Consider the following 11,807-nt stretch of genomic DNA (forward strand, 5'->3'; position numbering starts at 1 on the left):
CCATCCAGCATCCACCGGGTCCCGCCTCGTGAAAAATCGAATTCTGATCTGTCTGATGACAGGTCTGCTGCGCGCGTTTGCGTTTCTGCCGTATAGCGTGGTCGCACGAATCGGCACGGGTATCGGCGCGTTGCTCTACCGCATTCCGAGCACGCGCCGGCGCGTCGTACATACCAACCTGAAGCTGTGTTTTCCAGATATGAGCGACGAGGCGCGCGAACGTCTGGCGCGTGCGCACTTTTGTCACGTTATCCGCAGCTATGTCGAGCGTGGGCCGCAGTGGTTCGGTAATGCGCAGGCGCTCGCACGCCTTGTCGAGGTGGAGAGCGCAATCGATCTCTCGGATATGACGGGTCAGCCGACGATTTTCGTCGGCTTCCATTTCGTCGGCATCGAGGCGGGCTGCATGATGTATTCGACGCGGCATCCGGTCGCCTCGCTCTATACGCCGATGTCGAACCTTCTTTTCGACGCGATGGCCAAGCGCCAGCGCGGTCGTTTCGGCACCGAGATGATTCCGCGCAGCGACAGCGTGCGGCGCGCGTTGCGCACGTTGCGCGAAGGCAAGCCCGTAATGCTGGCCGCCGATATGGATTTCGGCTTGCGCGATTCGGTGTTCGTGCCGTTCTTCGGCGTGCCGGCCTGCACGCTGACCTCCGTCTCGCGGATGGCGCGTGCGGCGAATGCGCGGGTAGTGCCGTTCGTCACGGAGGTGTTGCCGGACTACCGCGGATATAAGCTGAATATCTTCGAAGCGCTGAGCGATTTTCCGTCCGACGACGTAGCGGTCGACGCGCGGCGTCTCACCGCGTTTCTCGAGACGCAGGTTAGACGGATTCCTGATCAATATTATTGGGTGCACAAGCGCTTCAAGAACCGGCCGGCGGGTGAGGCGAGTGTTTATTGATGCTGTTCGGTGACGGGCTGCGGCAATGCGCGCGTCGCTGCGCTCACCCTTGGGTGAGCGCGCGGCGTCGCTAAACGCGTCGGCGGCAGAATGTGGTGCGCGGCCAAGGACTTAGCTGGTATCTCCGGATGTTATCAACAGGTCTGTCAACACAAACTGTGGATAAAGTGTCGTGCGATGCACAAGGTCTTCGATCATGGCCGCACTCGGACGACGGCACCCGCTTCCCCGGCCACGTTCATACTGGTGCGAAGGGAACCAGTGTCCACTCCCGCTACCGTTTCGATGGCGAGTCGCGCGAAATGCCACTTGGTGCATGATCGCGCGTGGCGCTCGTCGCAAGATCAACCGAGCCGTGCGCGGCCCTCGCAGCGGGAACGCTCGACCACAGCACGAACACACTCCTATAGCCCGCTTTCTGCGGGCGCAGCACTAGAGTCTGATATCTGCGCTTGATCTCTACGGCGAGAATGCCGAGCTTATTTGCTGAAGTGAAGGCGGCGCGCCAGTTCTGCATCTATCAAAACGTCGTAATCGTCCTCGGTGCTCCAAAAATTTTTTCTTCGTTGCCTCGGGGAATATGGCTGAATCGGATGCCTTGGGTTCGCCATTCTTTTGCTTTGGCTCAACGATATCTGACAATTTTTGTTATGGGTTCCTACATCTCGCGTTGGCATTCCCTGGTCGGGGTTTGTGTGAACGCAAGTCGCGCGTAATTTTAAGAGTTGTCGGATTTTCCGGTCATCTTGGTCCCTATAGGTTGCTTGTGCGTCAAACAAATACAAAGCAAGCCAATAGGGATAAAAATGAAAAGACAAAGACTGTACGGGGAGGCGGCCGGATTTTCGGGCCGCCTGATGGCTGCGTTCGTGTTGCTGATACTTGCGTTCAGCGCAAATGCAGACGACTGCTTCTCACTGTACGCGAAGTCCGGCGCCACGCCGGGTTCCAAGACCTGCAAGCTCGACGTGACGAGCAACACGCCGGGTGGTATGGGCAACTACGCGTGTATTAACGACCTCGCACTAATTGATCAGTGGTGCAACTCAACCGAAACCCCGCCTGACTGCCGGCATGGCGCGAAACCAGCGAGTTGATGCTGAGCGATCAGGCGCAGGTTCCCTATCCTTCGCTCGTGCCGGATTTGACGAGCTCTGCGAAGCGGTCAACGCTTTACAGCAGCCTATTCAAGGGGGGTGATGGTGGATTCGTTAAATGCGGCGGTAGGGAAACTCATGAAGCCGAATGCTATGCTCAGTATGAAAACGACAGAGACGAATGCCGTCTTTTGGCCGGACCAAGAGGGAAGCGAAACTGGGCCCTATGCTTGGCGAACGCTTTTGATAGATATCAACAATGCAGGGGGTATTAATGCTTAAACGTCCGCCGTATTCAATGGTTGTGACCTACGTCGAAAATCCACAGCAGTTGATCATGCAAATGGTTGAGTCAACTAGGGTGGCTCCGCTTCTGGCCGAGTGTATGGAAGTACCATTCTTTGTGGACGACGATGAGTTCGAATTTGACGACGAGTTAGCGCGGCAGCTCGGCGTAGCAATGCTTAACGTGATCGCGGAGGGGCGGCCTGAAGTCAAAAAGCGTTTAAACGTCACGCAACACCCCCTTGACGCGTCACCGGAGGAGTAACTGACCAAGTGCCCGGCGCTGCGACCATCGCAATTCTGATCGCAGCGCCGGGTAGCCGGCTGGTCCTATGAGTCCAGGTCAGCATCCAAGCGGTCTTCTCTTCACAGCGCACCCGCAGAAGCGGCGGCGTGACCCTCAAAAAGATCATGGGGGTGTGATGTATGACGTTGAGTTTTCGGCCAGGCATGAGCGCGTGCGCCTTTATCACGGATGGGCTTTACCGGTATCTGAAAGAGCACCGGGGCGCGGGACCTGTGGAACTGGTTCTTCGTCCCGAGCACAAGTCCGCGTGACGCGATGAACTGCACATACCATTAACAGGCATCGCATACTACGGTGTTTGTCGGGCCGTGGGGAATGCCTAATTTCCCCTCAGGTGGCCCGCGAACCTTTTTGGCTTGGGATTTGGCGCGATTGGCGAAGACTTATCCACGGACTTGTGTGCACAAAAACGGGGATAACTTCTTGGCCGTCCGTACGGAATCCCAGGTTTAGCTACTCAGCGACTCCCGCGCTCGCCGCTGATGCCGAAGCCGCCGCCGCCGAAGCCCCACCCACCCCCGTCTCAACCGGCGGATTCCCCATGGCCTGGAACAACGCCGCCGTGTCTGTCAGCCGCGCGCTCGTATAGCGGATCTCGTCGAGCTGCGCGTTGCGAAACTGCTGCTCACTCGAGCGGGTCGACGCGACAGGCAGCGCGCCTAGCCGGTAGCGTCCGGAGGTTTCGTCGAAGACGCCTTGCGCCGAGCGCGCCGCAATATTCGCGGCATCCAGCGCTTGCGAGTCGTGTTCGAGCGCGGCCAACGTGTCGGCGACGTTCTGGAACGCGGCCAGCACCGTTTGCTTGTACTGCGAGACCGTGGCGTCGTAGGTATCGACCGCCGCACGTCGTTGCGCGAACAGGGCGCCGCCATGAAACAGCGGCTGCGACAGCGACGCTCCGATGCTCCAGATCGCGCCCGCGCCCGAGAGCGCGACCGGCCAGCTAAAACCGCCTTGTCCCATCGACGCGCTCAACGACAGACTCGGGAACATCTGCGCCGTGGCGACCCCGACGTCGGCCGCCGCGGCCTTCAGCGCGGCGTCGGCAGCCTGAATGTCGGGCCGCGAGCGCAGCAGCTCCGAAGGCACCACCACCGGTACCTGCTCAGGCACATGCAATTGCGCAAGCTCGAGATCGTCCGGCGCCGCATCAGGTGTTCTGCCGAGCAGCACCGCCAACGCGTGGCGCGTGCTCAGCCATTGTTGCTTCAGACCCGGCAAGCTCGCCGACAGACTCGCCGCGCTCTGTTGCGCGCTCAACTGATCGGCATGCGAGACCGCTCCCAGCACGTACCGCCGCTGCGTGTCGCGCGCCTGGTCGTTGGCGATCGTCACGAGCCGTTCGGTCGTCTCGATCTGAGCATGAAGCGCGGCGCTGGTGATCGCGGCCGTCACGATATTGGCGGCCAGCGCGCGGCGCGCGGCGTCGAACTGATAGGCCTGAACGTTGACGCGCGCGGCGAGCGCGGCATCGGCGAGGCGCGCGGCGCCGAACAGGTCGAAGGTGTAATGCGCCTGCAATTGACCGACGAAGACGTTATACAGAAACGTGTTGGGTCCGATCTCGGGAATTGCCAGCGCGCGATTGCGGGTCGCCTGGCCGCTGGCGTCGATGGTCGGCAGCATCGAGCTGCCGATCTGCGCGCGCAACTGCTCGCGCGCGGCGGCGAGGCTTTTGTCGGTCGCGGCGAGCGTCGGACTGTTGCGCAGGCCTTCGTCGACCAAAGCGTTGAGCGCGTCCGATTGATAAAGCTTCCACCATTCGGGCACCGGCTTTGCGCCGACCACGAACTGCTGCGTGACGCCTTGCGCGGGCACGGTTTGCGTCGGCTGCGCTGCGGCCCCGTAGTGCGCCGGCTGCGGCATCGCGGGCGGCTCGCCGCTCGGCCCGAACGAGCAGGCGGCGAGCGCGCATGCCACGCCAGTGAGCGCGGCGAGGCGCGAATATCGGAAGAACGTGGGCGTGGTCATACTCAATTCCCCGTATGCGTCGTGCCGGACGCGGAGGGCGTCTGCGGCTCGCGTTCATCGGCACGCACGCGGAACGACGTGGCGTACAGCGCGGGCAGATAGAACAGCGTGAGGATGGTTGCGCTCGTAATGCCGCCCATCAGCGCAGTCGCCATCGGGCCGAAGAAGTTCGAGCGCAACAATGGAATCAACGCGAGCACGGCGGCGGCGGCCGTCAGCGTGATCGGACGGAAACGCCGCACGGTCGCGCCGACGATCGCATCGAACCGCTTATGCCCGGAGGCGATGTCCTGCTCGATCTGATCTACCAGAATCACCGAGTTGCGCATGATGATGCCGAACATCGCGATCACGCCGAGCATGGCGACAAAGCCGAACGGCTGGCCGAACAGCAGCAGCGTGAGCACCACGCCGATCAGCCCGAGCGGCGCGGTCAGCACGACCATCAGCACGCGTGCGAAGCTTTGCAACTGAATCATCAGCAGCGTGAGCACGGCGATGATCATGATCGGCATCTGCGCATTGATCGACGTCTGGCCCTTGCCGCTTTCCTCGACCGAGCCGCCGATTTCGATCCGGTAGCCCACCGGCAGGCTGCCGCGAATCTGGCCCAGCGCTTTGTCGACGGCATGCGTGACGTCGATACCTTGCGCGCCGGGCGCGACGTCGGATTGCACGGTGATGGTCGGCTGACGGTCGCGCTCCCAGATCACGCCGTATTCGAGGTCGTTGCGCAAATGGCCGAGCGTGCCGAGCGGCACGGGACCGTTCGGCGTAGGCATGGCCAGCGTGACGAGTTGCGCGGGATCGACGCGCTCCGCCTTGGGCGCGCGCAGATCGACGCTGATCAGCTTGTCGCGTTCGCGGTACTGCGTGACGGTGTAGCCCGAGAGCGTCATCGCGAGGAAGCTCGAAATGTCTTCTGAGCTCACGCCGAGTTCGCGCGCTTTTTTCTGATCGACCTCGAAGCGCACCGAGCGCTCGGCGGGTTCGTCCCAATCGAACTGCACGTTGCGGGTGCCGTGGTCCGCACGCAGCGTCGCGGCCACGCGCTCGGCGATCGAGCGCACCGTGGCGATGTCGTCGCCGCTTACGCGGAACTGCACCGGATAGCCGACGGGCGGTCCATTCTCGAGCCGCGACAGGCGCGTGCGAATGGCCGGAAAATGGTCGCGCAATTCAGGTTCGAGCCATTGCGCAAGCTTTTCGCGATCCTTTACCGACTTCGCCGTGATCACGAATTGCGCGAAATTGGGTTGCGGCAATTGCTGATCGAGCGGCAAATAGAAACGCGGCGCGCCGGTGCCGACGAAGTCGACCGTATGATCGATTTCCGGGCGGCCCACTAGTGCTTTTTCGAGCCGCGTGGCCTCACGCAATGTGGCTTCGAATGAGGCGCCTTCGGGCAGGCGCACATCCACCAGCAACTCGGGGCGGTCCGAACTCGGGAAGAACTGCTGCGGCACCAGCGTGAAACCCGCCATGGCCAGCACGAATAGTACGACTGTGATCGCCAGCACGACGAAGCGCCGCTCGATGCACCAGCCGATCCAGCCGCGCAGGCGCCGGTAGAAACGCGTGTCGTAGATGTCGTGCTCGTGATCGTCGGGCAGATGTGTCTCGTGCGCCTCGCGTTTGCGCTCGGGCAACAGGTGATAGCCGAGCAGCGGAATCAGTACCACGGCGGCAAGCCACGAGGCGATCAGCGCGATCGCCGACACTTCGAAGATCGAACGCGTGTATTCGCCGGTGCTCGACTTGGCCAATGCGATCGGCAAAAAACCGGAGACGGTGACGAGGGTGCCGGTGAGCATCGGAAACGCGGTGCTGGTGTACGCATAGGCTGCCGCGCGCGTGCGGTTCCAGCCTTGCTCCAGCTTCACCGACATCATTTCGACGGCGATGATCGCGTCGTCGACGAGTAGTCCCAACGCAAGCACGAGCGTGCCGAGCGACACCTTGTGCAGGCCGATATCGAACAGGTACATGCACAGCGCGGTGACGGCGAGCACCACGGGAATCGAGATCACGACCACCATGCCGGTGCGCACGCCGAGCGACACCAGGCTCACCACCAGCACGATCGCCACGGCTTCGGCGACGGCTTCGAGAAAGTCGTCGACCGAATGCGCGACCGCGTTCGGCATGCTCGACACTTCGACCAGTTGCAAGCCGGCGGGCAGCGCGCGGCGCAACTGGACCATCTGCTGATCGAGCGCCTTGCCGAGACGGATCACGTCGCCGCCCGGCTGCATGGTCACACCGATGCCGAGCACAGCCTTGCCGCCGGAGCGCATTTGCGTGACGACGGGATCGTCGTAGCCGCGTTTGATCGTGGCGATATCGCCGAGACGGAACGAGCGGTTGTTGATGCGGATCAGCGTGTCGGCGAGCGCGTTGACGTCCTTGAACTGGCCGGTGGGACGCACGAATACGCGGTCATCGGTGGTGGTCAGCGTGCCGGCTTGCGAGACGCTGTTCTGCGAATTGATGGCCTGGCCGAGTTGTTGCGGCGAGATGCCCAGACGCGTGAGCTGCGTATTGGCGATCTCGATATAGATGTGTTGATCGGGATCGCCGAAATAATCGACCTTGCCGACGCCCGGCACGCGCAGCAGCACCGTGCGCAGCTGGTCCGCGTAGTCGTGCAGTTGCGCGGCGGAAAAGCCGTCGCCTTCGAGCGTGTAGATGTTGGTATAGACGTCGCCGAATTCGTCGTTGAAAAACGGGCCTTGAATGCCTTGCGGCAGCGTGGCCGCAATGTCGCCGACTTTCTTGCGCACCTGATACCAGGTTTCGGGCACGTCCTTGACTGGCGCCGAGTCTTTCATGGAGAAGAACATCAGCGATTCGCCGGGGCGCGAGTAGCTGCGCACGAAGTCGATCGCGGGCGTCTCCTGCAATTTCCGGCCGATGCGGTCCGTGACCTGTTCCTGCACCTGGCGCGCGGTCGCGCCGGGCCAGAAGGTGCGGATCACCATCACGCGGAACGTGAAGGGCGGGTCTTCGGATTGCGCGAGCCGCGTATAGGCGAGGATGCCGAAAGCGGTGGCGAGCGCGATCAGGAAAACGACCAGCGCCTGGTGGCGCAGCGCCCATGCGGACAGGTTGAAGCGTCCCTCTTCAGGCGTGGTGCTCATGAAGCGAAGTCCTCGGGATGCAGCGGCGCGATCGCACGGACCTTCTCGCCGGCGGTCACCGTATGCACGCCTTGCAGCACGACGCGCTCGCCCTCCTTGATGCCCTGGCTGATCACCACGGTGCGCTCGTTGTAGCGCGTGACCGTTACTCGGCGCAGTTCCAGCGCGTTGTCCGCGGCGCGCACGATCCACACGGCGGGCTGCGTGCCGTCGTGGAACAACGCGGTGGCGGGCACCGTAAACGAGCCGTTCTGATTGGCCGAAGTGTTCGCCGACGCGGCGAGTTCGATATCCGCGGTCATGCCCAGACGCACATCCGGGCCGGGGTTCTCGAGCGTGAGTTTGGCGCGATAGGTGCGGCTTTGCGGATCGGCGGCGGGCGAGAGTTCGCGCACGCGCGCGGCGAACTTGCGTCCCGGCAGCGCGGCAAGCGTGACGTTGGCGGTTTGCCCGACGGAGAGCGCGGCGAGCGCGCTTTCCGGCACGTCGCACACCACGTCGATGTCGCCGCTCCAGGCGAGGTTGTAGACGGCCTGGCCCGCCGAGACGTTCTGACCGGTGTCGGCCTGCTCGGCGGTAATCACGCCGGCGTGATCGGCGGCGAGCGTGGTGTATTGCAACTGGTCTTTCGACAACGCCGCCTGCTGCGCGGCCTGATCGCGCTGCGCGACGGCGGATGCGTATGCGTTCGTGGTCTGTTCGAGCTGGGCAGGCGCAATCAGGTTCTCTTTCGCCTGCGCCTGATCGCGATCGAGTTGCTGCTTCGCATACACAAGACTGTGCTCTGCGGCGGCAAGCTGCGCCTGCGCGCTGGCAGCGTTCTTTTGCTGGTCGGCCGGATCGAGCCGGGCGACGATCTGCCCGTTCTTCACCACATCGCCGAGGCGCACGCGCCGTTCGACGATCTTCCCGCCGACGCGAAACGACAGCGGCGTCGAGTAACGGGCCTGCACTTCGCCGGGTAACGAGGCTGCCTGCGTCTCGCTGCCGTCCGCATGCACGGCGACAGCGACCACCGGACGCGGCTCGGGCGCGGCGGCTTCTTTCTTCGAACACGCGGCCAGCGTGACGACGCCGGCAAGAACCAGAGCGAATGCTGCGTGGCGCGGGCTTACGGGACGGCCACGCCGACGCGACTGCGGGCGCATCGCGGGCGATGCGGGAAAACCGGGACGCTTCACAATTACCCCAACTGGAGACAGCGAACGAACACGGCAAGCCGCAGCGGCCCGCCAGCGAAGACGCGTGGGCCATTATGCAATTGGCATGCGCATCTGACTTCGAATGACGGTTTGCATTCTAATACACACCTGTATTTGAATGTTGGAGTGAATTCGGATTCTTTTCAGTGCTAGACTGGCGGCCATGAAACGGCAACGACTGACACGCGAGCAGAGCAAAGACCAGACGCGCGAGCGATTGCTCGACGCTGCGCAAGCCATTTTTATGAAGAAGGGTTTCGTTGCGGCGAGTGTCGAAGACATCGCGGCGGCGGCGGGTTATACGCGCGGGGCGTTCTATTCGAACTTCCGCAGCAAGAGCGAGTTGTTTCTCGAACTACTGCGGCGCGACCACGAAGTCATGCAGGCGGGGTTGCAGGCGATCTTCGCGGATGCGGCTTCGCGTGAAGAAATGGAAGCACGCGTGCTGCGCTACTACAGCAATCTGCATCGCGAGAACAAGTGTTTCCTGCTGTGGGTCGAGGCGAAGTTGCTCGCGGTGCGAGACGGCCGTTTCCGGATTCGCTTTAACGCTTTCATGCACGAGAAGCTCGAGCAGTTGAGCGCGTATATCCGGGAGTTTTCGGCGCGTGTGGGCACGCCGATGCTGATGCCGCCGGAGACGCTGGCGATCGGCTTGATGGGTTTGTGCGACGGTGTGCAGTTTTTCTACACGGTCGACCCGCAGAACGTGCCGGCGGAGATGGCTGAAACGGTGCTGGCGGGGTTTTTTGCGCGCGTGGTGTTCGGGCGCGAACCGTAAGACGTAAAGCAGTAAAGCCGTAAAGCGCGGCGTCAATCTGCCGGCAACTGCGCGCAAGCGTCGGCAACCGGCGTTGCGCAGACGAACGAATACTGGCCGCTGTAGCGCAGAACCTCTTCGCCCACATGCAGCACCACCTTGATGTCCGGGCAACGTTCGTACGCGATGAAAGCCGAACACGCCGCGGCGGACCAGCAGACCAGTGAAAATGCGATTTTTTCGAACAGCTGAAAACGATGTGTCATAGCAATTAACGATTGATTTCCCTTTCGGGGGCTATGATACCAGCATCCTAGGGTTTATACCTACTCCAAATCCGCAATAAACCTTGCAAGAAACCGCCCGGAGTTGACGCGGGCGTTCTGGCAAACCTGTCCGGAATGTCATGTTCAGGTCAGGGTTGGGACATGATCGGGTCGATACAATCGGATCGTTGGGCAAACCCGCGCGCGCCTTGCCGCGCGGGTCGATACAGGCGTGAGGGTTGCGCCGGCCCGGCTTTACCGCGGCAGGAGTCGTCCCATGAACCAATTGCAGTCGATGCGCGTTTTCGTCAGAGTGGCCGACCTCGGTAGTTTCGTCCGTGCGGCTGGCGCGCTGGATCTTTCCACGGCGGTTGTCACGCGTCATGTCGCCGATCTGGAAGCGCGCCTCGGCACCCGCCTGCTCAATCGCACCACGCGACGCCTCTCGCTGACGGAGTCCGGCACGACTTACCTGGAGCGCGTGCGGCACATTCTCGACGACCTCGAAGGCGTGGAGCAGATGGTGGTGGCGCGCAATCACGAGCCGGTCGGCACCTTGCGCATCGTCGCACCGGTGGTGTTCGGGTTGCATAGCCTCGCACCGGTGGTGCAGTCCTATGCCGCGCGCTATCCCGACGTCGTGCCCGATGTCACGCTCGCGGATCGCCACGTCGATCTGGTGGAGGAGGGCTTCGATGTCGGCATTCTCGTCACGCGGTACATGCGCAGCGCGAGTATCGTCACGCGGCGTCTGACCACCGGCTATATGACCGTCTGCGCGACGCCCGCGTACCTGGCGCAGCACGGCACGCCGACGCGGCCCGAGCATCTGCTCACGCATCCGTGTTTGAGCCGGCCGTCCGAGCAGGGCGGCGAAGAACGCGTCTTTACCGGGCCGGACGGCGAAGTCCGCGTGCGCCCCACGAATGCGATCGTTGCGAACAATACGGAAATGCTCCGGCAGTTCGCGCTGCTGGGCATGGGCGTGGCGATTCTGCCGAGCTATCTGATCGGCCGCGATCTGGCGTCCGGGCGGCTCGTGCCGCTGCTCGCCAACTACCGTTTGCCGCAGATCGAAATCACGATTGCCTATCCGAGCCGCCTGCATTTGCCGGCGAAGGTGCGGACTTTCATCGACCATCTCGTCGAGCATTTCCAGCAGCAGGGGCAGCACGCGCGCGATCCGCGCACCGTGACGCCGGCGCGTTCGGTAGCGGAGGCCGCGGAGGTGATGACGGACATGGGCGATCTGCGGGAGCCGGAACTGTCCGCCGACGCAGCGCGTCCCATGGCCAACGCCGCGCGCTCGCGGATTGCGGCGTCATCGCCGTTTTGATGTCGAGCGCGAGGGGCGTTGGCGTTTGAAGGGGGCCGCCAAGGTTTCCGGCCAGCCGTGCGCTTGCCGGGCAGATGGTTCATCGTGGTTGAGCCACCTGGCCGCCAGAGCCATGGCGAACGACGAGATTGCCTAAATCCACACGTCGTTCGCCGCGGTCCGTTCGCTGACTTCCTCGCCAGTATTCTTCACGCCGCGCGGCTCGATTAGCAGCAGCTTGACTTCGCGCTCGGCGTACGGCTTGTGCTCGGTGCCCTTCGGCACCACGAACATTTCCCCGGCGGAAATCAGCACGAAACCATCGCGCATGTCGATGCGCAGTTGCCCGTCGAGCACGATGAAGGTCTCATCGGTGTCGGCGTGCTCGTGCCAGATGAAATCCCCTTCGATTCGCACCAGCTTGAACTGATAGTCGTTCATTTCGGCGACCACGCGCGCTTGCCACTGGTCGTTGAAAAGCGCCAGTTTTTCCGTGAAATTGATGGCTTGGTACGGCCGTTGAATGGTTTGAGCGTCGGACATCGTCGTGCTCCTCC

At 62.5% G+C, this 11,807-nt stretch carries 10 protein-coding genes; 5 read left to right on the plus strand and 5 right to left on the minus strand.

Annotation, left to right across the window (positions count from 1 at the left end; genetic code table 11):
• Window positions 1-28 precede the first annotated feature (28 nt).
• The 3 genes from P0D68_RS30610 to P0D68_RS30620 all read left to right on the plus strand — a co-directional run bounded on the left by P0D68_RS30610 (window position 29) and on the right by P0D68_RS30620 (window position 2,554).
• Entirely contained in the window at window positions 29-907 is an 879-nt protein-coding gene (locus P0D68_RS30610) for a lipid A biosynthesis lauroyl acyltransferase (protein ID WP_408298229.1), read from the plus strand.
• 806 nt (window positions 908-1,713) lie between these two features.
• On the plus strand, window positions 1,714-2,004 hold the full coding sequence (locus P0D68_RS30615; protein WP_408298227.1) for a hypothetical protein: 291 nt from the start codon (window positions 1,714-1,716) through the stop codon (window positions 2,002-2,004).
• Between the two features lie 274 nt (window positions 2,005-2,278).
• Window positions 2,279-2,554 (plus strand): hypothetical protein, encoded by a 276-nt coding sequence (locus P0D68_RS30620; RefSeq protein WP_408298225.1) that lies wholly within the window; start codon window positions 2,279-2,281, stop codon window positions 2,552-2,554.
• A gap of 495 nt (window positions 2,555-3,049) precedes the next feature.
• On the opposite strand, the gene P0D68_RS30625 is transcribed toward P0D68_RS30620, so the two are convergent.
• Genes P0D68_RS30625 through P0D68_RS30635 form a run of 3 tightly spaced genes read right to left on the minus strand, consistent with a single transcriptional unit; the run spans window position 3,050 to window position 8,855 of the window.
• Window positions 3,050-4,567, minus strand: a complete 1,518-nt coding sequence (locus tag P0D68_RS30625; RefSeq protein ID WP_408298223.1) for an efflux transporter outer membrane subunit — start codon at window positions 4,565-4,567, stop codon at window positions 3,050-3,052.
• 2 nt (window positions 4,568-4,569) lie between these two features.
• Entirely contained in the window at window positions 4,570-7,707 is a 3,138-nt protein-coding gene (locus P0D68_RS30630; RefSeq protein ID WP_091793694.1) for an efflux RND transporter permease subunit, read from the minus strand.
• Window positions 7,704-8,855, minus strand: a complete 1,152-nt coding sequence (locus tag P0D68_RS30635; RefSeq protein ID WP_408298309.1) for an efflux RND transporter periplasmic adaptor subunit — start codon at window positions 8,853-8,855, stop codon at window positions 7,704-7,706. The genes P0D68_RS30630 and P0D68_RS30635 overlap by 4 nt, the downstream gene beginning before the upstream one ends.
• 217 nt (window positions 8,856-9,072) lie before the next feature.
• On the opposite strand from P0D68_RS30635, the gene P0D68_RS30640 reads away from it, so the two are divergent.
• Window positions 9,073-9,690, plus strand: coding sequence for a TetR/AcrR family transcriptional regulator (locus tag P0D68_RS30640; protein ID WP_408298221.1), 618 nt, complete (start codon window positions 9,073-9,075; stop codon window positions 9,688-9,690).
• A gap of 32 nt (window positions 9,691-9,722) precedes the next feature.
• On the opposite strand, the gene P0D68_RS30645 is transcribed toward P0D68_RS30640, so the two are convergent.
• Window positions 9,723-9,935, minus strand: coding sequence for a hypothetical protein (locus P0D68_RS30645; RefSeq protein WP_091793701.1), 213 nt, complete (start codon window positions 9,933-9,935; stop codon window positions 9,723-9,725).
• A 277-nt stretch (window positions 9,936-10,212) separates the two neighbouring features.
• On the opposite strand from P0D68_RS30645, the gene P0D68_RS30650 reads away from it, so the two are divergent.
• Window positions 10,213-11,271, plus strand: a complete 1,059-nt coding sequence (locus P0D68_RS30650; RefSeq protein WP_408298219.1) for a LysR family transcriptional regulator — start codon at window positions 10,213-10,215, stop codon at window positions 11,269-11,271.
• Window positions 11,272-11,403: 132 nt separating this feature from the next.
• Here P0D68_RS30650 and P0D68_RS30655 read toward each other — a convergent pair whose 3' ends face one another.
• Entirely contained in the window at window positions 11,404-11,793 is a 390-nt protein-coding gene (locus P0D68_RS30655; protein WP_091793705.1) for a cupin domain-containing protein, read from the minus strand.
• Between the last annotated feature and the right edge of the window lie 14 nt (window positions 11,794-11,807).

Origin of the sequence: Paraburkholderia sp. RL17-380-BIE-A (assembly GCF_046028085.1) — a bacterium.
GTDB lineage: Bacteria > Pseudomonadota > Gammaproteobacteria > Burkholderiales > Burkholderiaceae > Paraburkholderia.

What these genes read in the sequence shown, in the direction of transcription:
- P0D68_RS30615 (WP_408298227.1), top strand. Translation starts at nt 1,714, where the DNA reads ATGAAAAGACAAAGACTGTACGGGGAGGCGGCCGGATTTTCGGGCCGC.
- P0D68_RS30620 (WP_408298225.1), top strand. Translation starts at nt 2,279, where the DNA reads ATGCTTAAACGTCCGCCGTATTCAATGGTTGTGACCTACGTCGAAAAT.
- P0D68_RS30625 (WP_408298223.1), bottom strand. Translation starts at nt 4,567, where the DNA reads ATGACCACGCCCACGTTCTTCCGATATTCGCGCCTCGCCGCGCTCACT.
- P0D68_RS30630 (WP_091793694.1), bottom strand. Translation starts at nt 7,707, where the DNA reads ATGAGCACCACGCCTGAAGAGGGACGCTTCAACCTGTCCGCATGGGCG.
- P0D68_RS30635 (WP_408298309.1), bottom strand. Translation starts at nt 8,855, where the DNA reads ATGCGCCCGCAGTCGCGTCGGCGTGGCCGTCCCGTAAGCCCGCGCCAC.
- P0D68_RS30640 (WP_408298221.1), top strand. Translation starts at nt 9,073, where the DNA reads ATGAAACGGCAACGACTGACACGCGAGCAGAGCAAAGACCAGACGCGC.
- P0D68_RS30645 (WP_091793701.1), bottom strand. Translation starts at nt 9,935, where the DNA reads ATGACACATCGTTTTCAGCTGTTCGAAAAAATCGCATTTTCACTGGTC.
- P0D68_RS30650 (WP_408298219.1), top strand. Translation starts at nt 10,213, where the DNA reads ATGAACCAATTGCAGTCGATGCGCGTTTTCGTCAGAGTGGCCGACCTC.
- P0D68_RS30655 (WP_091793705.1), bottom strand. Translation starts at nt 11,793, where the DNA reads ATGTCCGACGCTCAAACCATTCAACGGCCGTACCAAGCCATCAATTTC.